The 20,945-nt window shown below is 57.9% G+C and carries 17 protein-coding genes; 4 read left to right on the top strand and 13 right to left on the bottom strand.

The features are described 5' to 3' along the window. The first annotated feature begins 142 nt into the window (after positions 1–142). On the top strand, positions 143–3,514 hold the full coding sequence (locus VXJ35_RS06885) for a response regulator (protein ID WP_064021006.1): 3,372 nt from the start codon (positions 143–145) through the stop codon (positions 3,512–3,514). Continuing rightward, complete coding sequence (locus tag VXJ35_RS06890) at positions 3,511–4,440, top strand: response regulator (RefSeq protein ID WP_054761878.1); 930 nt, start codon at positions 3,511–3,513, stop codon at positions 4,438–4,440. The genes VXJ35_RS06885 and VXJ35_RS06890 overlap by 4 nt, the downstream gene beginning before the upstream one ends. 80 nt (positions 4,441–4,520) lie before the next feature. On the opposite strand, the gene fabG is transcribed toward VXJ35_RS06890, so the two are convergent. From fabG to VXJ35_RS06920, 6 genes are all read right to left on the bottom strand, one after another. Further along, positions 4,521–5,264 carry a 3-oxoacyl-ACP reductase FabG gene (fabG, locus tag VXJ35_RS06895; protein ID WP_408953930.1) on the bottom strand — a complete coding sequence of 248 codons (744 nt, stop codon included), beginning with the start codon at positions 5,262–5,264 and terminating at the stop codon, positions 4,521–4,523. Next, positions 5,242–6,192 carry an ACP S-malonyltransferase gene (gene fabD / locus VXJ35_RS06900; protein ID WP_408953943.1) on the bottom strand — a complete coding sequence of 317 codons (951 nt, stop codon included), beginning with the start codon at positions 6,190–6,192 and terminating at the stop codon, positions 5,242–5,244. Before fabD ends, fabG begins: the two co-directional genes overlap by 23 nt. A gap of 7 nt (positions 6,193–6,199) precedes the next feature. Next, the gene (locus tag VXJ35_RS06905) at positions 6,200–7,168 is read right to left on the bottom strand and encodes a beta-ketoacyl-ACP synthase III (RefSeq protein ID WP_054763471.1); all 969 of its coding nucleotides are present in this window, start codon (positions 7,166–7,168) and stop codon (positions 6,200–6,202) included. After that, positions 7,165–8,193 (bottom strand): phosphate acyltransferase PlsX, encoded by a 1,029-nt coding sequence (gene plsX, locus VXJ35_RS06910; RefSeq protein WP_197495993.1) that lies wholly within the window; start codon positions 8,191–8,193, stop codon positions 7,165–7,167. The genes VXJ35_RS06905 and plsX overlap by 4 nt, the downstream gene beginning before the upstream one ends. 199 nt (positions 8,194–8,392) lie before the next feature. Continuing rightward, the gene (rpmF, locus tag VXJ35_RS06915) at positions 8,393–8,575 is read right to left on the bottom strand and encodes a 50S ribosomal protein L32 (RefSeq protein ID WP_054763470.1); all 183 of its coding nucleotides are present in this window, start codon (positions 8,573–8,575) and stop codon (positions 8,393–8,395) included. 1 nt (position 8,576) lies between these two features. After that, complete coding sequence (locus tag VXJ35_RS06920; RefSeq protein WP_064021010.1) at positions 8,577–9,095, bottom strand: DUF177 domain-containing protein; 519 nt, start codon at positions 9,093–9,095, stop codon at positions 8,577–8,579. A gap of 57 nt (positions 9,096–9,152) precedes the next feature. Here VXJ35_RS06920 and VXJ35_RS06925 point away from each other — a divergent pair, with 57 nt between their 5' ends. Further along, positions 9,153–9,755 (top strand): nucleoside triphosphate pyrophosphatase, encoded by a 603-nt coding sequence (locus VXJ35_RS06925; protein WP_064021011.1) that lies wholly within the window; start codon positions 9,153–9,155, stop codon positions 9,753–9,755. On the opposite strand, the gene VXJ35_RS06930 is transcribed toward VXJ35_RS06925, so the two are convergent. From VXJ35_RS06930 to dusA, 7 genes are read right to left on the bottom strand one after another with little or no spacing between them, the layout of a single operon-like run. Next, positions 9,752–10,600 (bottom strand): HDOD domain-containing protein, encoded by an 849-nt coding sequence (locus tag VXJ35_RS06930; protein ID WP_064021012.1) that lies wholly within the window; start codon positions 10,598–10,600, stop codon positions 9,752–9,754. The two genes, VXJ35_RS06925 and VXJ35_RS06930, sit on opposite strands and share 4 nt — an antisense overlap. Beyond that, a complete protein-coding gene (locus tag VXJ35_RS06935; RefSeq protein WP_064021013.1) occupies positions 10,601–11,176 on the bottom strand; it encodes a lytic transglycosylase domain-containing protein in 576 nt (191 codons plus the stop codon). A 25-nt stretch (positions 11,177–11,201) separates the two neighbouring features. Then, positions 11,202–12,398 carry a formate-dependent phosphoribosylglycinamide formyltransferase gene (purT, locus tag VXJ35_RS06940; RefSeq protein ID WP_064021014.1) on the bottom strand — a complete coding sequence of 399 codons (1,197 nt, stop codon included), beginning with the start codon at positions 12,396–12,398 and terminating at the stop codon, positions 11,202–11,204. Next, entirely contained in the window at positions 12,395–13,987 is a 1,593-nt protein-coding gene (locus tag VXJ35_RS06945; RefSeq protein ID WP_064021015.1) for a MutS-related protein, read from the bottom strand. The genes purT and VXJ35_RS06945 overlap by 4 nt, the downstream gene beginning before the upstream one ends. A 31-nt stretch (positions 13,988–14,018) precedes the next feature. Beyond that, positions 14,019–14,996 (bottom strand): ferrochelatase, encoded by a 978-nt coding sequence (hemH, locus tag VXJ35_RS06950; RefSeq protein WP_064021016.1) that lies wholly within the window; start codon positions 14,994–14,996, stop codon positions 14,019–14,021. A 4-nt stretch (positions 14,997–15,000) separates the two neighbouring features. Then, positions 15,001–15,546, bottom strand: a complete 546-nt coding sequence (folE, locus tag VXJ35_RS06955; RefSeq protein WP_054763474.1) for a GTP cyclohydrolase I FolE — start codon at positions 15,544–15,546, stop codon at positions 15,001–15,003. Positions 15,547–15,585: 39 nt separating this feature from the next. Further along, positions 15,586–16,578 (bottom strand): tRNA dihydrouridine(20/20a) synthase DusA, encoded by a 993-nt coding sequence (gene dusA, locus VXJ35_RS06960; RefSeq protein ID WP_082877547.1) that lies wholly within the window; start codon positions 16,576–16,578, stop codon positions 15,586–15,588. Positions 16,579–17,045: 467 nt separating this feature from the next. On the opposite strand from dusA, the gene VXJ35_RS06965 reads away from it, so the two are divergent. After that, entirely contained in the window at positions 17,046–20,885 is a 3,840-nt protein-coding gene (locus VXJ35_RS06965) for a DUF1631 family protein (protein ID WP_064021017.1), read from the top strand. Positions 20,886–20,945: the final 60 nt, after the last annotated feature.

A 20,945-nucleotide genomic window follows, 5' to 3' on the forward strand; every position in this document is an offset into this window, starting at 1 on the left:
AAAAGCGAGAAGCGCAGGATTAAGGCGGAATGCCGGGTCGCCTTTTCTTTGGATACTTTCTTTTGGCGATGCAAAAGAAAGTATCTCGGCCGTCGGGCCGAGACCCGACTTCAAAAACACCCGTCGCGGCAGCGACTCAACTATGAAGCCAATTCATCAAAACATCACCAAAATCCGCCGCGACTACAACGCCCTGGTCGCCAACGAAACCCTGGAAGACTACGCGCTGCGTTACGCGCCGCGTAGTTTCCGGAAGTGGAGCGAGTTCCAGGTTGCGAATACCGCGTTCGGCTCGACGTCCTTCCTGGTGCTGGAAGCCATCGGCGGGTTTTTGTCGATCAACTACGGCTTTACCAACGCTTTCTGGGCCATCATCGCGGTAGGCATCGTCATTTTTATCACCTCGCTGCCGATCAGCTATTACGCCGCCAGGTTTCATATCGATATCGATTTACTTACCCGCGCCGCCGGTTTCGGCTACATCGGTTCGACCGTGACCTCGCTGATTTACGCCTCGTTCACCTTCACGCTGTTTGCGTTGGAGGCGTCGATCATGTCGCTGGCGCTGGAACTGTATTTTCAAATTCCGCTGGCTTACGCCCACGTGGTCAGCGCGGTGATCGTGGTGCCGCTGGTGACGTTCGGCATCACCACGATCAGCCGGATGCAGCTTTGGACCCAGCCGGTCTGGCTGCTATTGTTGATCGCGCCGTATATCGCCGTGGCGCGGGCCGAGCCGGAAGCGTTGCTGACACTGGAAACTTATTTCTGGATCGCCGGCAGCGGCCAGGGCTTCGATTGGCTACTGTTCGGCAGCGCGGCGACGGTGGCCTGTTCGATGGTGGCGCAGATCGGCGAGCAGGTCGACTTCTTGCGTTTTCTGCCGGACCAGACCGAGCAAAATAAATGGCGCTGGTGGGGGGCAATGTTGGCGGCCGGGCCGGGCTGGGTGGTGTTTGGCGTGGTGCGGCAATTGCTTGGCGCACTGTTGGCGCATCTGGCGATCCGCCACGGCATCCCGGCCGAGCACGCCCACGAGCCGACCCAGATGTATCTGGTGGCCTACAACGAATTGTTCGAAGACCCGAAATGGGCCCTGGCCGCTACTACGTTATTTGTGGTGTTGAGCCAGCTCAAAATCAACGTCACCAATGCCTACGCCGGCTCGCTGGCCTGGTCCAACTTCTTTTCGCGGCTGACCCACAGCCATCCGGGGCGGGTGGTGTGGTTGCTGTTCAACGTGCTGATCGCCTTGCTATTGATGGAATTCGGCGTGTTCGGCGCGTTGGAGAAGGTGCTGGGTTTATTTTCGAATATGTCGATTGCCTGGATCAGCACCGTCGCCGCGGAGTTGATGATCAACAAGCCCTTGGGCTTGAGTCCGAAGGAAATCGAATTCAAGCGCGCCTATTTGTCCGATCTGAATCCGGTCGGCATGGTCTCGACTTTCGCGGCGTCGCTGGTGTCTATTTTGGCTTACGTCGGTTTGTTCGGCGAATGGCCTAAGGCTTTTTCGGCGTTGATCGCGTTGGGCCTGGCCTTTGCGTTGGTGCCGGCGCTGGCCTGGTTCAGCCAGGGCAAACATTATTTGGCCCGCGACCGCGACGAACAAAACCGCTACGCCCGCAATACCTGTTCGATTTGCGAGAACGAGTTCGAGCACGACGACGTGGCATATTGCCCGGCTTACGGCGGCAGCATTTGTTCGTTGTGCTGCACGCTGGATGCGCGCTGCCTGGATAGCTGCAAGGTCGGGTTTCGTTTCGACGACTATCTGGAGCGGATGGCCAAAACTGCCATGCCCGAGTTTCTGAGCCTGCATGCGCGGATGCGCTTATTGCGCTTCGGCTTGCTGTTCGGCTTTTTGGCGATACTGACCGGTATTTTTATCAGCATCATTTATTACCAGGATTTGCTCAGCATTCGCCGCGATGCGGCGGCATTTCAGTTGTTGCTGCATAATTTTCTGAAAATCTATGCTTCATTGCTGGTCTTCATCGGCCTTTGTACCTGGTGGCTGATCCTGAACGCCGAAAGCCGGCGCGTCGCCCATGAAGAAACCGCCAAACAAACCCAGTTATTGCTGCAGGAAATCGACGAGCACAAAAAAACCGACAGCAAGTTGCAGCAGGCGATGAAGCTGGCCGACAGCGCGAATCAGGCCAAAAGCCGCTTCCTCAGCAGTATGAGCCACGAGATCCGCTCGCCGTTGAACAGCATCATCGGCTACGCCCATATCCTGCACCAGGACCCTGAGATACCGCCGCACCGCAAGCAGGCCGTGGAAACCCTGAAACGCAGCGGCGAGCATTTGTGTGCGCTGGTTGAGGACATACTGGACATTGCCCGGATCGAGGCGCGCAAGTTCGAATTGAAGTACCAGCCGTTCAATTTCCCCGATTTCGTCGAGCATCTGGTGCATACCTACCAAGTCCAAGCTGAGGACAAGGGCTTGAGTTTCAAATGCCAGATCGGCAACCATTTGCCGCAGCGGGTGCGCGGCGACGAGAAGCGGGTCGGGCAGATTCTGATCAATCTGTTGGGCAATGCCGTCAAATTCACCGAGCGCGGCGAGATTGTGTTTCGCATCGGCTATAGCGGCGGCGTCGCCAGTTTTCAGGTCATCGATAGCGGTGCCGGTATCGACGAAGAGCATTTGCAGTATATTTTCCAGCCGTTTACCCGGGTCAACCAGGCGACCGGCAATGCGGTGGCCGGCGCCGGGCTGGGTTTGACCATCAGCAAAATCCTGACCGAGGTGATGGGCGGCGAATTGACCGTGAAAAGCCGGCCGGGGGAGGGCTCGACCTTTACCGTGCGCTTGTTGTTGCCCAGTCTCGGCGCCGATACCGACCCGGAACCGGCGGCGGCCATCGTCGGTTACGCCGGCGCCAGACGCCGAATCATGGTGGTCGACGACCAGCGCGAGCACCGCGAACTACTGCTGGAGATGCTGGAACCCTTGGGGTTTTATCTGAGCGAAGCCGATTCCGGCGAACAATGTCTGGAAAAATCGGCCGAGGACCGGCCGGATTTGATTTTGCTGGATATTTCGATGAGCGGTATGAACGGCATCGAAACCGCGATGCTGTTGCGCGAACGCGGCTGCAGTGTGCCGATTGTGATTCTGAGCGCGAATGCCTATGCCAGCGATCGGATGGCGGCGTTGAATGCCGGTTGCAATGACTTCCTGGCTAAACCGATTCAGGTGCGGGAACTGATGCACAAGCTGAAACTCTATTTGGCGCTGGAATGGCTGTACCGCGACGAAGCGGCGCCGGTCGCTGCGAGCGAGCGGAGCGTGCCGGTTCCGCCGGCGGAATTGCTGGCCGACTGCGTCGATTGCGTGCGCATAGGCGATTTGATGGGCTTGAAGAAGGTATTGCAGCGCCTGTCGGTGCAGCACCCGCAATACGCCGGGTTTTTTGCCAAATTGGAAGGTTTGTCCAACGAATTTAAACTGGGCCGTATCAGGCAGCTATTGAATATGAGCAAACAGGAGGCAGGGCGATGATGGAAGCGGCTCCCGGTAACGGTACGGTGTTGATCGTCGACGATACGCCGGGTAATTTGGCTTTGTTGTCGGACACGCTGTCGGAAGCCAATTATCGGGTCTTGGTCGCCACCGACGGCGTTTCGGCGCTGGAGCAGATTCAATACGTCAAACCCGACATCATCCTGCTGGACGTGATGATGCCCGGTATCGACGGGTTCGAGACGTGTGCTCGGTTGAAAGCGGACCCGGCGACCGCGGCGATTCCGGTGTTGTTCATGACCGGCCTCAGCGAATTGGAGAATTTGCTGCGCGGCTTCGGCGAAGGGGCGTTGGATTACATCGTCAAACCGATTCGGCCGCCGGAAGTATTGGCGCGGATCGAGGTGCATCTGACCCAGACCCGCAATCTGCTCAGAGCGGAACAATTGTTGAACCACGGCGAATTTGCCGCGCTGGCGGTCGATGCCGGCGGCCAAATCCATTGGCGGACGCCGGCTGGCGCGCAATGGCTGGCGGACTTCAACGCATTTCAGGGATTGGATGCAGCGCCCGCCGGCGACAGCACGTTACCGGAGGGCATGCTGGGTTGGTTTCAGCGTTGGTTGCGCCAATCCGGCCGCAGCGAGGCCGACTCGGAACCGCACCGTCTGGTGCCGGGATTTGCCGTCACGGTCAACGCCTGCGAACAACCCGGCGAATATCTGCTGCTGTTGCAGCGCGACGATGCGCAGTGGAGTCCGGAGACGCTTCGCGAAAAGTTGAAGCTGACTTTTCGCGAAGCCGAAATTCTGATGTGGATCGCCCGCGGCAAAACCAACAAAGAGATCGGCATCATCCTGGCGACCAGTCCGCGTACCGTCAACAAGCATTTGGAACATATCTTCGAGAAGCTCGGCGTTTCGACGCGGGCGGCAGCAGTGGCGGCGGCGATGCGGGGCGGTTGAGCTTTTAGCCGGGTGCAAATAAAAAGGCCCGTAGCATGTTCTGCTACGAGCCTTTTTTGTCGAAGCGGGCCGGCCGCCGCTTACGGCATGTACATGCCGCCGTTGATGTGCAGGGTCTCGCCGGTGATGTAGGAGGCTTGTTCGGAGGCCAGAAACGAGACCGCGTGGGCGATTTCTTCCGGTTGTCCCAAGCGGCCCAGCGCAATCGAGCCGAGCAGAGCGGTTTTAATCTCTTCCGACAATTCCTTGGTCATGTCGGTGTCGATAAAGCCCGGGGCGACGGTGTTGACGGTGATGCCGCGCGAGCCGACTTCTTTCGCCATCGATTTGGCGAAGCCGACCATGCCGGCCTTAGCTGCCGCATAGTTGGTCTGGCCGGCGTTGCCGGTCGAGCCGACTACCGACGAGATGTTGATGATGCGGCCGTAACGGGCTTTCATCATGCCGCGCAGCACGGCCTTGCTCATCCGGAAGATCGAAGTCAGGTTGGTGTTGATGATGTCGTCCCATTCTTCGTCTTTCATCCGCATCAACAGGTTGTCGCGGGTGATGCCGGCGTTGTTGACCAGGACAGCCGGGGTGCCGTACTCGTCGCCGGTGGTTTTGATAAAGCTTTCGATGTCGGCGGCGTCGGCCACGTTCAGTTTGTAACCTTTACCGTTGTCGGCCAAATAAGCGGAAATGGCGTCGGCGCCGCTGTCGGAGGTGGCGGTACCCAATACGTAAAAGCCGTCTGCGGCCAATCTTTCGGCAATGGCCCGGCCGATGCCACGGCTGGCGCCGGTAACGATGGCGGTTTTCTTATCCACGGAGTTGCTCCACAACGTTGTTGATGGTTTCGGTGTCGTACAAGGTGAAATGGGCGGCGTCGGGCGCGATGCGCTTGTTCAAGCCCATTAGTACTTTGCCGGGGCCGCATTCGACGAAGGCGGTGACGCCTTGTTCGTGCATGAATTTGACGCTTTCCACCCAGCGCACTGGCTTGAATAATTGTTCTTTTAACGCATAGCGGATCACTTCCGGCGAACCGTGCGATTTGACGTCGGCATTATGAATCAGCGTGGTGTTCGGCATGTCGACGTTTAGGCTTTGCAGAATCTCGTTGAGCCGGTCGGAGGCGGCTTCCATCAACGCGCAATGCGACGGTACGCTGACCGGCAATTTCAATGCGCGTTTGGCGCCCAGGGCTTTCAAGGCGTCGATGGCGCGGTCGACCGCGGCGGTCTGGCCGGCGATGACGACTTGGCCCGGCGCGTTGAAATTGGCGGCGGCGACGATTTCGCCGTTGGCGACTTCGGCGCAGGTGTTGACGACCTGGTGGTCCTCCAGACCCAGGATGGCCGCCATCGCGCCTGCTCCGGCCGGTACCGCTTCCTGCATCAGCCGGCCGCGGGCGGCGACCAGCTTGATCGCGTCTTCGAAACCCATCGCTCCGGAACAAACCAGTGCGGTATATTCGCCCAAGCTGTGGCCTGCCATCCAGGCCGGACGGATCGCGGTGATTTCGCACCAGGCCCGCCATACCGCGACGCCGGCGGCCAGCATGGCCGGTTGCGTATTGTGGGTTTGGTTCAGATCGGCTTCCGGACCGTTGGCGACCAGATTCCATAGATCGAAGCCCAGCGCGTCGGAGGCTTGGGCGAAGGTTTGAGCGACGACAGGGGTGGCTGCCGCCAGCGAGCCGAGCATGCCGACCGCTTGCGAGCCTTGGCCGGGAAAGACGAAGGCCAGATTGTAACTTTGTTCGTTTATTGTCATTTTAGTACCTCAGTAATACGGAACCCCAGGTGAAGCCGGCGCCGAACGCCTCCATCAACACGGTTTGCCCGCGTTGGATACGGCCGTCGCGCACGCCTTCGTTGAAGGCGAGCAACACCGATGCCGAAGAAGTGTTGCCTTGGTTTTCCAAGGTCAGAATCACTTGATCCATCGACATGCCGAGCTTTTTCGCGGTGGCGGCAATGATGCGGGTGTTGGCCTGGTGAGGTACCAGCCAGTCGATATCGCTTTGTTGCAGGCCGTTGGCTGCCAGGGTTTCGTCGACGATGCGGCCTAGCGTGTTGACCGCAACTTTGAACACTTCGTTGCCGCGCATGCTGATGTAGGCCGGCTCGTGTTGTTTGGCCGCAGCCGCGACTTGCGGGTTGGGGCAATACAGTAAATCTTCGTAGCCGCCGTCGGAATGGATGTGGGTCGACAAGATGCCGGGTTCGTCGCTGCCGGTCAGCAGTACCGCACCGGCGCCGTCGCCGAACAGGATGCAGGTGCTGCGGTCGCTCCAGTCGACAATCCGCGAACAGATTTCGCTGCCGACCACCAACACGTTTTTGGCGAAACCGGTCTTGATGTATTGGTCGGCGATGCTGAGACCGTAAACCGAGCCGGAGCAGGCGGCCTGGATGTCGAAGCCGACGCATTGCTTGATGCCCAGCCGTTCCTGCAGCAGGCAGGCGGTGCTGGGATAGACCCGCTCCGGCGTGCCGGTGGCGACGACGATCATGTCGATATCTGCGGCGGCGATGCCGGCCGCGTCTATGGCCTGGCGGGCGGCGACTTCGGCCATGCTCGATGCCGTTTCGTCCGGGCCGGCGATGCGGCGGCTTTTGATGCCGGTACGTTCGTAGATCCAGCTATCGGACGTATCGACCATGTTGGAGATATCGTCGTTGGTGCGGATCGTGGCCGGCAGATAGCCGCCGGTACCGATTACCTTTGTCCAGCGGCTCATGGTGCGGCCTTCTGCGCCAGTGCGACTTCCAATTTTTCGCTGATTTTACGGATTACGCCTTGCTCGACTTCCAGCTCGGCCAGATGAATGGCGGTTTCGAAGGCCAGGGCATCGGCGCCGCCATGGCTTTTAATGACCAGGCCGCGCAAGCCGATGAAACTGGCTCCGTTATACAAACGCGGATCGATGCTGTCTTTGAACTGTTTCAGCACCGGGTAGGCTACCAAGCCGGCCAGTTTGGTCAGCCAGTTTTTCGAGAAGCTGTCTTTCAATTTGGAACCGATCATTTTTGCGGCGCCTTCGATCGATTTCAGCGCGACGTTGCCGACGAAACCGTCGGTGACGATCAAATCGACTTTAACGTTGCCGGCGTTGATCGAGTTGCCTTCCACATAACCGATGTAATTCAGCGCGGAATTTTCCAGTAGCTTGGCGGCGGCCTTGACTTGTTCGTTGCCCTTCATGTCCTCTTCGCCGATGTTCAGCAGGCCGATGCGCGGCCGTTCGATGTTTTCCACCGCTTTGACCACCTCTTCGCCCATCACGGCAAATTGGTACAAATGTTCGGCGCTGGAATCGACGTTGCCGCCCAAATCCAGCATGTGGGTATGGCCGAAGGTCGACGGCAGCGTGGAAATGATGGCGGGGCGGTCGATGCCGGGGATCATTTTCAGCACGAAGCGGGCCGTTGCCATCAGCGCTCCGGTGTTACCGGCACTGACGCAAGCGTCGGCCTTGCCTTCCTTTACCAGGTTGATCGCCACCCGCATCGAAGAATCTTTTTTGTTCTTCAAGGCTTTTTGCGGCGTTTCGTCCATTTCCACGACTTGCGAGGCGTGTTGAATACTGATCCGGCCGCTGAACTCGGCCAGCGCCGGTTCCAGCAGTTTGTGCAGAACCGCTTCGTCGCCAACCATGATGAGTTTCAGATCCGGATTTTTTCTTAGACAGGCCAGAGAGGCGGGAACCGTTACTTGCGGACCGAAATCCCCGCCCATGGCGTCGATTGAGAGAGTTGAGCTCACGCTTATGACTAACCCCAGAAGTTAAAATAAGCCAACTGCTGTCGAACAACAAGTTGGCTTTACCCAGAAACTACCCTTTTACCGCAACCGCAGTTCGCCATCCGGCTGCCGTTACCGAAGCGCAGGTCCCGAAGATCGGGCCGAAGCGGTTTGCTCGGCTAAATCCGGCGTCCGCGGCAGCGCGGCGGGTTTAAGGCGATTAATCTTCTTCGTGCGCGCCGACGATTTGGCGGCCTTTGAAGTAACCGTCCGGCGTCATGTGGTGGCGCAGATGGGTTTCGCCGGTCAACGGATCCTGGGCCAGGGTTTTGCCGACCAATGCATCGTGTGAACGACGTTGACCGCGTCTGGAACGCGATACTTTGCTCTTTTGTACTGCCATTTCAATCTCCAGTTTTTTTAAGTTTTGCTAAAACAGAAAAAGGGTTGTTTGCCTTGATCTGACTATCGGTCGCGCCGTAATCGGCGTCTTCGGAACGGTTGCGTTCGATACATTCGAACGGGTGTCGCGGATAATCCGGCAACGCCAGCAGAATTTCGTCCTCAATCAAGGCGGTTAACGAAATCGTCTCGCCGTCCAGCATTAACGGCTCGGAATCGTCCAGTTGCTTGGCTTCTTGTAGCGAAGACACAACAGACAATTTAAAGCTGATATCCACAGGCCATGCCAGCGCCTGCAGGCAGGATTGGCATTCCAATTGGATGTCGCCCCCGATATGGCCGGACACGGTAACCCGCTTACCCTCTTTGCCGAATTCGATTCGGACTTTCAAGGCGCCGCTACGGTCAATCACGCTGTCGGCTAAGCGTTCAAGGGCAGCGATGTTCAATTCTCCGGCCAATACGCTACGTCTTTCAGCGAACAGCAGAGGATCGATATGGTCGGGAAACTTGTCTGACATAACTGTACAATGATACAGATATCAGACTGTTGCGTCAAACTGACAACTACGCTACCCATGACCGATAAGCGCCCCATCGTGCTGGCATCCGGCTCAGCCTACCGCCGCGAGCTATTGAAAAAACTGGCGATCGACTTTAGCTGCTGCCCGGCCGACGTCGACGAAACACCGCTTCCGAACGAGGCGCCGGCCGAGTTGGCGTTGCGCTTGTCCGTCGAAAAAGCGTTGGCGGTCGGCCGTAGCCATCCCGCGCATTGGGTCATAGGCTCCGACCAAGTGGCGGCATTCGACGGCGAAATTCTGGGAAAACCGGGGAACCGGGAGCGGGCGTTGGCCCAGTTGCAAAGCCAATCGGGTAAGGCCGTATCTTTCTACACCGGCCTTTGCCTGTTGGATAGCGCCAGCGGACAGTATTACACCGCGCTGGACCGGTGCGAGGTGCATTTCAAGCCTTTGAGCCGGCAACAGATCGAATATTACCTGGACATGGACCGCCCCTACGATTGCGCCGGCAGTTTCAAAGCCGAAGCGCTGGGCATTGCCTTGTTCGATAAAATTTGCGGCGAAGACCCAAATGCTCTGGTCGGCCTGCCGTTGATCAAACTGGCCGGCTTGCTGCAACAATTCGGCCTCGACGTGCTGCAGCCGGCAGCGGATTAGGGCGGGCCTAGCAAATCCAGCATTTGCGGCAGTTCCCGGTCGGCTTGGTCGGCAATCTCCAGAATCTGTTCGCGGCCGATGCGTGCCAGCGTCAAGCTCTGCTTGGAAAAGCCTGCCGCAGTGCGGCTTCGCTCGTCGGGAGTTTTGCTGTCGACCAGCCGGCAAGCCATGTACAGCAGATGCGCATCCAGCTTGTGCAACAGTGCCTGTTCCGGTTCCAAATAGCAGCCTACCGTCTCGTACAAGCTTTCGGGCAAGCCCCAGTTCTTCAGCAATTCGCGGCCGACCTCGGCATGGTTGAAGCCCATCAGGTTTTGTTCCAAACCCGGAATCAGCCGCCGGTCGCCATTGGCGGCCAGCAGAGCCTGGCGGCTGGGCTCCGGCAGGCGATGGTACAGCAGCAACGAGCCGATATCGTGCAGCAGGCCGGCGATAAACAGCCTTTCGGCGTGCAGCACCGCGCAGCGCTTTGCCAGGGCGCGGACCAGAATCGCACAGTGGATGCTGCGTCGCCAGAATCCGGCCATATCCACCAGCTCGCACGGGATTTGCCGGAAACGGTCGGCGATGCAGGTCGCCAGCACCAGGCTGTGCAGGTCATCGATACCGATCACGGTAATGGCCCGCGATAACGTGTCTATTCTGGCTTGGAAGCCGTAAAACGGGCTGTTGACGATCCGCAGTAGCCGCGCCGACAACACCGGATCCCGCGCGATGACCGTGCCGATTTCGGCCGGCGAGTGACGCGAGTCGCGGATCATTTGGTTGAGTTGGAAATAGATGTCGGGCAGAGAGAACAGTTCGGTCGAGCCGGCGATCAAGTGTTTTATCGCGGCGATCTTCACTCAACTTTTCCGGTATAGCGACAGCACGTGTTGTACGTAATTGCGGGTTTCGGGGTAGGGCGGCACGCTGTTGCCGTATTTCATCACCGCGCCTTCGCCGGCGTTGTAACCCGCCACGGCCAAAGTCAGATTCGAATTGAACATGGCCAGCAGGTCTTTCAAATAACGGGTGCCGCCGTCGACGTTCTGCTCGGCGTCGCGCCGGTCTGTGACGCCGTAGCGGCGGGCGGTGTCCGGCATTAACTGCATCAGGCCGACCGCACCGGCGGACGACACGGCATTCGGGTTGTAGGCCGATTCGGCTTGGATCACCGCATGCAGCAGTTTCGGGTCCATCTGGTGCTTGGCCGCGGCTTTGGCAATCAAGTCGTTGAATTTGAGCCGGTTGCCGGACATGAATTTCAAATCGCGCTGGTAAGTGCGGGGCCGGGTGCGGATGATCAGGCGGTAGTCGAGACCTTTTTTGGGTTCGTCGGTGTAATAAACCCGGCCGTCGGGAGCGACGTATTTGTAAATATCCGCTCCGGAGTCGGCGATTGGCGCTAAGGATAAGATGGCGATCAGCATACGTTTCATCGCTTTACCCCGAGGTTGTTTCAGATCATTGCCGAACGCTGACTGCCGCGGCGGCCTGCAAGGCCTTGGCCCGCGCCGCCTCGACCGTGTCGCCGCTCGCCAGCGCGACGCCCATGCGCCGGGCGGCGAAGGCTTCCGGCTTGCCGAACAGGCGCACGTCGGTGTCGGGTATGGCCAAGGCCCGCTCCAGGCCGTCGTAGCTGACGGCTTTGGCGTCGATGCCGCCCAGAATCACCGCACTGGCGGCGGTCCTGTCCAGCGCGGTATTGACCGGCAAACCCAAGATCGCCCGGGCGTGCAGGTCGAATTCGCTCTGGCGTTGGCTGGCCATCGTTACCATGCCGGTGTCGTGCGGCCGCGGGCTGACTTCGCTAAACCAGACCTGGTCGCCGGCGACAAACAGTTCCACGCCGAACAGGCCGAGGCCGCCCAAGGCATCGGTGACTTTGCCGGCAATTTGTTGTGCCAGCGCGATGGCGTTTTCGCTCATGGCCTGCGGTTGCCAGCTTTCCCGGTAGTCGCCGTGTTCCTGGCGGTGGCCTATCGGTTCGCAGAAATAAGTCCGCACTTGTCCTTCCGCATCCAGGGCGCGTACCGTCAGCAAGGTGATTTCGAAGTCGAAGTCGATTTTGGCTTCGACGATGACTTTACCGGTATCGGTACGGCCGCCGGCTTTGGCGTAATCCCACGCAGCCTGCAATTGGTCGGCGCTTTTCACCATCGACTGGCCTTTACCGGACGAAGACATGGTGGGCTTGACGAAGCAGGGGTAACCGATGCCGGCATTCACGGCGGCCTGTAATTGGTCGAAACTTTCGGCGAAGGCGTAGCGCGAGGTGGGCAAGCCCAGCTCCTCGGCCGCCAACTGGCGAATGCCTTCCCGATTCATCGTTAACTGAATGGCGCGGGCATTCGGTACCACTGCGGTTTGCCCGGCTCGTTCGATCTCGGCCAGCGCGTCGGTGGCGATCGCTTCCAGTTCGGGGACGATGAAGTGGGGGCGTTCCAACGCAATCAACGCCTTGACCGCCGCGGCATCGGTCATATCGATCACGTGGCGGCGGTGGGCCACCTGCATCGCCGGCGCGCCGGCATAGCGGTCGACCGCGATCACTTCCACGCCGTAACGTTGCAGCGATATTGCGATTTCCTTGCCGAGCTCGCCGCTACCCAGCAGCAGGGCTTTGGTGGCGGAGGCGGTGTCGGGTGTACCTATTTTCATGAATTGGCTAGATAGTTATCGATATCTTGTTTGGAAAAGCCGATTTTCTTGGCGACCCGGTCGGCGTGGCTGACGCGGGATATGCCGTCGATTAATTTGAAGGTCGGCATGTCATCGGCGAACTCCACTTGCTTCGGCGTCGCCACTCGGCGATTGACGAACACGTCGACCAATTGGTGGTTGTGGGTGATCAGGATGGTACTGTTACCTTTGCGGTAAAAGCCGTCCAACACGTCGATAGACGACTGCATTTTCTCTTCAAAAGTAGTGCCTTCCGCCATTTCGTCAAGCACGACCAGGCTGTTGCTACTGGCCGCCAGGAAGATGTCGCGGGTACGTTTCAGTTCGGTGCCGAAGCGGCCTTCGCCGTCATCCAGGTGGCTGATTTCCGGCGCTTGGTAAAAAATCCGGTCCGCGACGGTCAGTTTGGCGGTCCGGGCCGGAACGTAGCAGCCGATTTGCGCCAACAGTTGAATCTGAGTAACGGTTTTGCAGAAAGCGGTTTTGCCGCCGCTGTTCGGGCCGGTGACGCAGACCAGACGTTCCTCGCCCATGCTGAAATCGTTGCCGACGTAACCGGGGTTTTTATGGCCCAGCACCGGATTTTTCGCGTCGCGCAACTCGATGGAATGGTGGTCGGCCTCAAGCAATTCCGGCAGCACCGTCTCGCTGCCGTAGTTTTCGGCATACTTGACAAAGGCCAACAATTCGTCGAGCTGGCCCAGACCGTCCAGCAATTCTCCGAGGGCGGTGGAATTCTTGTAAATGTCGCGCAGTGGGATGATGCAATTGTCGCGGTCGTAACCGCCGATCACCGGAATGTAAGCCAACGCCAACGGCAGGAAAAACACCGAAGCCACCGACAGGCCGTCGCGGGTGACCTGGAACATGTCGCTGGGGAAAATCCGGGTCAATCCCCAGACTGCGGCGACCAATAACGCAATCAGTAGCGGTTTGAATAAGGTTGGCCGGAAAATGGTGGCCGGTGCGAACGAGTTTTTGCGTTGCTCCTTGCTTTGCAGGCCTTTTTCGCTGTTATAGACCGGGCCAACCATCAGCGAATATTCGTTGCTTTGGGCGAAATTGCCGATTTTGTCGAACACGCCTTGCAGATAAGGGCTTTGCGGCCGGCCGGAGTTGTAAATGGCACCGACCAGATTCAATACCACCCGAATCCCGCGCACGTATTGTTTGTAGCCGTAGCCTTCGATCTGATGCTCTACGCGCGCGGTGCCGAAACCGCCAAGGAATTCGCCGAACAGTAGCAGATACAAGCGATTCTCGTCGGCCGCGGCATTGGCGACGATGTTTTCGACGTTTTCCCGTACGGCCGGATTGTCGCGAATTTCGCGCACCGATTCATGTTTGGCGGCAATCGCTGCGCGGTCGTCCAGCGGCCGGGCCAGCGAACGGTACAACACGGCTTGGCCGGCCAGGGTGCTGGCGTAATTGACGTTGTCGAACAGTTCGTCGACCTCAATGGTATTGAACGCACCTGGGTCGACGACGCCGGCGCCGGTTGCCAGCGGTTCGGTGGATCGAGCCTGGGGCCATTCGCCGTTCCAGCTTTGAAGAATATTCTGTTGCATGCTGCCTCCCCCGGTTTTATCGGCCGCACTGTCAGTGTGCGGTTCTTATTAACTCTAGCATCAGCTCGACGTGGGCGTCGCTGTCGTTCAGGCACGGAATATAGCGGTAGCTTTCGCCGCCGGCTTCCAAAAAGACTTCGCGGTTGGCGAGCGCGATTTCTTCCAGCGTTTCCAGACAGTCTACCGAAAATCCCGGGCAAATCACGTCTATGTTTTTAATGGCTTGCCGAGGCAATTCCTGCAGCACTTCCACGCAATAGGGCTTCAGCCATTCGGCGCGGCCGAAACGCGATTGGAACACCAATTTCCATTGGGCGTCGGCCAGTTCCAACTGTTCGGCAAGCAAGCGGGCGCTGGCTTGGCACTGGTAGTAATACGGATCGCCCCATTCGGTCAGTTTGGCCGGCAAACCGTGAAAAGACATTACCAGCATTTCGGCTTGGCCGTGTTGTTGCCAATGCCGGCGTACCGAATCGGCGACGGCGGCGATGTACGCCGGATGCCGGTGGAAATCGCTGATAAAGCGCAGGCCGGGCATATGTCGCCAGTGGATGAATTCGTCGGCGACGATGTCGAAAATCGAGGCTGTGGTGGTCGAAGAATACTGCGGGTAGAGCGGCAGCACGACAATTTCGTCGACGCCTTGTTTTTTCAGTTCGCGCAATTTGTCGCGCAAGGTCGGAGCGCCGTAGCGCATCGCGCAGTCGATGGCCAGCGACGGTCCGCCGTAACGCGCTTTCAACTTTTCGGTCAGCCGTTGGCTGAATACGATCAGCGGCGAGCCTTGCTCGGTCCAGATCGATTGGTAGGCATGGGCCGATTTGCGCGGCCGAAACGGCAGCACGAACAGGTTCAGAATCAGCCACCACAACGGCCGCGGCAAATTGACGACGCGCGGATCGCCCAGAAATTCTCGCAGGAAACGGCGCACGTCTCCGGTTTTCGGCGACGCCGGCGAACCGAGATTAACCAGCAATACGCCGGTTTTGCCGGCTGGGGTTTCGCTCATCGGGCTATTTGCGGTTGATCAAATTGAGGAATTCGGAGCGGGTGCTGATTTCCTGGCGGAAAATACCGCTCATCACCGAGGTGGTCATCACCGAGTTTTGTTTTTCGACGCCGCGCATCATCATGCACAAATGCTTGGCTTCGATCACGACCGCAACGCCGCGGGCGTCGATTGCGGTAGCTACCGCGTCGGCGATTTGCCGGGTCAATTGCTCCTGGATCTGCAAGCGCCGGGCATACATGTCGACAATACGCGCCAGTTTCGACAGGCCCAGTACTTTGCCTTGCGGCAGGTAACCGATGTGGCATTTACCGATGAAGGGCAGCAGATGGTGTTCGCACAGCGAATAGAGCTCGATGTCCTTGACGATGACCATGTCTTCGGTGTCGGCTTGGAAGATGGCGCCGTTCAGGACGTCGTCCAGGTTTTTTTCGTAACCGTTGTTCAGAAACTTAAAGGCTTTCGCGGCCCGTTTCGGCGTGTCGCGCAAACCTTCCCGATTCACGTCTTCGCCTATCGCCTCAATGATTTTGGAGAAATATTCTTCCATCGCCGCCTCTGGGTAAAAAAATGCCGTGAGTATACAGGATCAAAAAGTAAATGCCAGAGCGTCCAAAACCACCTGAAAACCGGCACCCGGTTTGCCGGCATGCTCGCTCAGATGCCGGCGCCAAGCCCTGGCACCGTCCGCACCGTGGAACAGACCGAGCATGTGGCGGGTGATGTTGTGCAGGCGTTGGCCGGACTCTAATTGCCGCTCGATATAGTCTTGCATTCCAATCACCACCTGCCTGCGGCTTGGCAGCGGCTGCGGGTCGTGGAAGATGCGTGCGTCGACCTCCGCCAGCAGGTAAGGGTTGTGGTAAACCTCTCGTCCCAACATGACGCCGTCGACCCGGTCCAGCAACGCTTCCGCCGTATCCAGACTATTAATGCCACCGTTTATGACAATCTCAAGTTGCGGGAAATCTTGTTTCAGTTGCAATACCACGTCGTAACGCAACGGCGGAATTTCCCGGTTCTCCTTCGGCGACAATCCGGACAGCCAGGCTTTGCGGGCGTGGACAATGAAGGTTTTGCAGCCGGCATTCGCTACCGTGGCGATGAATTCGGTCAGTTCTGCGTAGGAATCGCGGTCGTCGATGCCGATGCGCGACTTGACCGTGACCGGAATCGACACCGCATCGCGCATGGCCGCGAGGCAATCGGCGACTAATTGCGGTTCCGCCATCAGGCAGGCGCCGAAGCGGCCGTTTTGCACCCGGTCGCTGGGGCAGCCGACGTTCAGATTGATTTGGTCGTAGCCGTAACCCGCGCCGATAACGGCGCATTGCGCCAATGCCGCCGGATCGCTGCCGCCCAATTGCAAGGCAAGCGGGCGTTCGGCCGCGTCGAATTGCAAATGCCGTTCGGCGTTGCCTTGCAATATGGCGCCGGTGGTCACCATTTCGCTATATAACAAAGCGTGCCTGCTTAAAAGCCGGTGAAAGTAACGGCAATGGCGGTCGGTCCAGTCCAACATCGGGGCGACGCTGAAACGGGAAGCCGCAAAAGGCGGCGGCGCGAATGATGGGTCTGTCATGCTGTATCTGCGGAATTTCGGGCAAAGCGGCGCTTGCGCTAATTGGCGGTCGGATCGTGGCCGGCCGGGAATACGGGTGTTGCCGACCGAATCCCGTTTGCCGGGTACCGCTTTCAGCCGCAACGGCTATCATTGTACACGGCGGCGGTGCGGGAGGGTCCGACGAATTCCTGGCGGCCGGCGCCACCGGCTCCTCTGCCATAGTCGGATAATTAGGTCTTTGGCTCTAGGCCGCAATCGACGTGGTTTAGCGCTGACCGGCCGCTAATTGTGCGTTCCGCGGAGCTGGTGTAGTATTGGATTCGAGAGTTAGCGCCGTTGTTAGACGCTTCGCCGCGGACGCCGAATTTCGCCCAAGTCGGCACCTGTGAGTGTTTTTCAGCCCGGTACGGGCTGCTCCAATCGATCGTGTTTCGGCTCCTGATTTCGGATTTCGCCGCTCGATACAATTTAAATTTTCGCTTTGCATGCCTACCAACATCAACAAACCGAAACAGCGCAGGTATATCCGCTATCCGATCGAGCTGGCAGCCGTGTTGGTGGTTGACAATCGGCTGAAATTCGACGGCGTGATTTTGGACTTCTGTCTGGGAGGCTTTTTTCTGGCGCTGAAATCGCCCGAGCAAATACCGCTGGACAAAGCGATTAAAGTCCAGTTTTCGATTGCCGCCGCCACGGGCGGCGAGCAATACGAAATCGACGCCCGAGCCTTGCATATTGCCGGCGGCGGCATCGGCATCGCGGTCGACGACATGCCGCGGAACGCATTCGACGCGTTGAAAAACTTGGCCAAAGCGCCGCTGGCTGCGCTGTTGTCCGCGAGCGATGCCAAGCCGAGTAAATTGGACCAGGAAAAGTTGAGAAACCTGTTCAAGGTGTTTTTAATCGAGAACTTGCCGCCGCTATTGAACCGTTACTACGAAATGGTAGGCAGTTACATCGCCGACTCCAGCCAATTCAGCGAATGCTTTACCAACCAATCGATGTGCGACGATTTGGTCACGGTACTGAAAACCGGGCGGGAAACGTTTATCAGCGAATTTTGCACTTCGGTGCTGTCGCAGGTCGACGATATCGCGCGTAACACGCCGGAAAGGGAGCGGCTGATTCCGGATTACAACGCGCTCTCTCTGGTCGAGAAAGAGGACTTCGAAGACTGGCTGAATATGTCGCTGATTGTCAGGAAACTGGCCAACCATTACGACGAACAAATCAATCTGGTCGCCAGCGAAATCGGCCGGATTTTCGGTTTCAACGAAAGCGGCGTCGCCAATCCGCTTAACCCTGCGGTGTTATGCGATAGCTTTCGGGAGTTGGTGATCCAACTCGATTTGAGCCGGAAAATCAATAGTTTGGTGTATAGCGCCTTCGGCAAGGTACTGTTCAGCGACTTGAACGGTTTGTACCAGAAAACCTATTTGTTCCTATCGCGCAACCAATCGGCCGATAAGAAACCGGCGCGGCAGGAGCAGTGGACCGATATCGGCAAATCCCGGGTTGGCGGCGGCGCGATTGCGGCCGATCCGCGGCGGCCGGGGCCGGGGGGGCAAGCGCCTGGCGACGGCCTGATGCCGGCTGGCGCCGAAGTCCGCGAACGGCGGCCGATAGGCCAAGTCGCGGCCACGCTGCTGGATTTATTGACCGAAACCGGTATCGATTATCCGGAACTTGCCGTTTCCGCCGCCGCGGCGCGGCCACAAGCTGCAGCATTATTCGATCGCGACGAAATTGCCGCGGCCATTACTAAACTGCAGGAAAATCTGGCCGGCGAGCGCAAGTTGCATTGGGATGCCGCGGCGTTGAAGCAGCGTTTGCAGGAGACCTTGAGTGGCTTGGGTTTGGGCGCCAAATCGTTTGCCCCGGCCGATTTGCAACATTTGGAACTCTACGGCCGGTTTTTCGAAACGTTGTTCAACGATGTCGCCCAAGCGTCGGAGATCAAGCCGGTGTTGGAGCGGATCCATTTGCCACTGCTGTCTTTGGCGTTGCGCGGCGACGATTTTTTGAATGCCGATTTGCATCCGGTGAAAAATATTCTGAACCAATTGTCGGTATTGGAGCCGGCGGTCAAAACCAATCGAATCGTTAAAAACATCAACATCAAAAACGCGGTAGACAATATCGTCGCCCGGATACACAACGAATCCAATCCGGAAGTGTTCAAGCAGGCCGAGCGGGAGTTGGAAGAACTCACCCGCCAGGTGACCCGGTCGGTCGATACCAATGTCAAACGCATCGTAGAAACCTACGAAGGCCAGCAAAAGCTGGAAAGAGCGCGGCGTTCGGTACAGGACGAAATCGACAAACGCATCGCCGGCCGGGTGGTGCCGAAAGTGATTCCGGAGTTATTGCAATACGGCTGGCAGCACTTGTTGCTGATCGCCGAGTTGAACATCGAACGCAAACCCGAGGAGAAACGCGCTTATTTGAAAGTGTTCGACGATCTATTGTTCTGGTTGTTCGAGCAGGATTCGATGCTGAAGATCCAGGCGGCGACTATCCAGACCACGCTGGACTACGTAAAGGAGCAGTTGACTTCAGTTTGCACTAACGTATTTTTCCTCGATAGCGTAGTCGACGAACTGACCGCATTGTTGCTGGGTAGCGGTGAGCCTAGAGTGCGCAAGCCGATGGCGACGGTCAGAATTCCGCCGGCCGACAGCGCTAGCCAGAAAGAGCTGCCGGTCAAGGAAGACGCGTGGCTGGCCCAGGTCGAGCAACTCAGCATCGGCGATTGGTTTTCCATGCTCCGCGACGGTCAGGGCTTCGAGGCGATGAAGCTGGTCTGGATCGGCGATTTGTTGCAGTTGTATGTGTTCGTCAATCGCGACGGGCTCAACAAACTGGAGTTGAGCAAAGAAGAGCTGGCGGATTTGATGCGTAGCGGCGACGCGGTCAAAATGGAAAGCCTGGACTCGCCGTTGGTGGACAGAACCACCAACCTGATGTTGCAGAAAATGCATGAAAAATTGCTGTTCAATGCCACGCACGATCCGGTGACCGAGCTGTTTAACCGCGAGGAGTTTTGCAAACAGCTCAAAAACGAGACCGCCAAAATCGGCGAGGCCCACCACATGTTGTGCCATATCGAGGTGTTGGATCTGCGGGTCATTGCCAATATCTGCGGCAGCGCCGGGGTCGAACAACTGCTGAAAAGCTTGGCGGCAACCCTGGCGCAACATGTCGACAGCCACGATTTGCTGGCCCGGCTCGGCGACGAGTCGTTCGCGATTTTGTTCAAGAACCGTCCCTCCGCGGAAGGCTTGGCGTTGGCGCGAAAGTTGGTGAAAGTGGTTAAAGACGCCCATTTCCAATGGCAGGAAAACAGCTTCTCGATCAGCGTCAGCCTGGGTTTGGTGCCGTTCGCGGCCGAATCCTACGACGTGCAGGAGTTGCTGCGCCGGGCCGATTCCGCCAGCATGTCGGCCGAACGCTCCGGGCCGAATAACGTAGTGGTGTTTTCCAGCGAAGACGAGAACTTGCGTTACCAGGAAAAGCTGCACGAATGGATCGGCCGGATCGACAAGGTTTTCGCCGAAAACCGCCTGTTCGGCCGCTGCCAGATGATCGCGGCCACCGATCCGCTTGCCGCCAACCACCTGCATTACGAAATCTTGCTCGGAGTCACCGGCGAAGACGGTAACGTGATCCCGCCCGACCATTTCATTCCGGCGGTGGAACGTTGCCAGCGCATGCCGGAAATCGACAAGTGGGTGGTCAATAACGTGTTCGACTGGATCGCCGGCAATCGGGAACTGTTCGATAAGATGGACGGCTTTTCGATCAATCTGTCCGGGCAGTCGATCAACAGCGAGGATTTTCTGGAATTTCTGAAATCGGCGTTGGCGGCAGGCAACGTACCTTGCGAAAAAATTACGTTCGAAATCACCGAAACCGTCGCGGCCGAGAACTTGGGTTTCACTAAAAAATTTATCGCTGCAATCAAACAGTTCGGCTGCACATTCTCGCTGGACGATTTCGGTTCCGGATATTCGTCCTATTCATACCTGAAAAATCTCAATGTCGATTATTTGAAAATAGACGGCGCCTTCGTCAAAGAGATACACAACAACAAAGCCGACGTTGCCATCGTCAAATCGATGAACGAAATTGCCCATTCGATGGGGCTGCGAACCATCGCGGAATATGTCGAGAACAACGAAATCCGCAGCGTGCTGAAGGAGATCGGCGTCGACTTTTGCCAAGGCTACGGCATCGAAAAGCCGATCCGTCTGGCGGAACTGAGCGAGAAGCTGCCGCCCAGCGAGTTGTTTTCGTTCGAAAACGTCGAATTCTGGGGATTCTGACCGCTGCCAACCCGGCAGGCTCCGGCTGCACCTCCACGTTCAGCCGGGGCCGGTGCTAAC

The organism is Methylomonas sp. DH-1 (assembly GCF_046097555.1).
Classification (GTDB): domain Bacteria; phylum Pseudomonadota; class Gammaproteobacteria; order Methylococcales; family Methylomonadaceae; genus Methylomonas; species Methylomonas koyamae.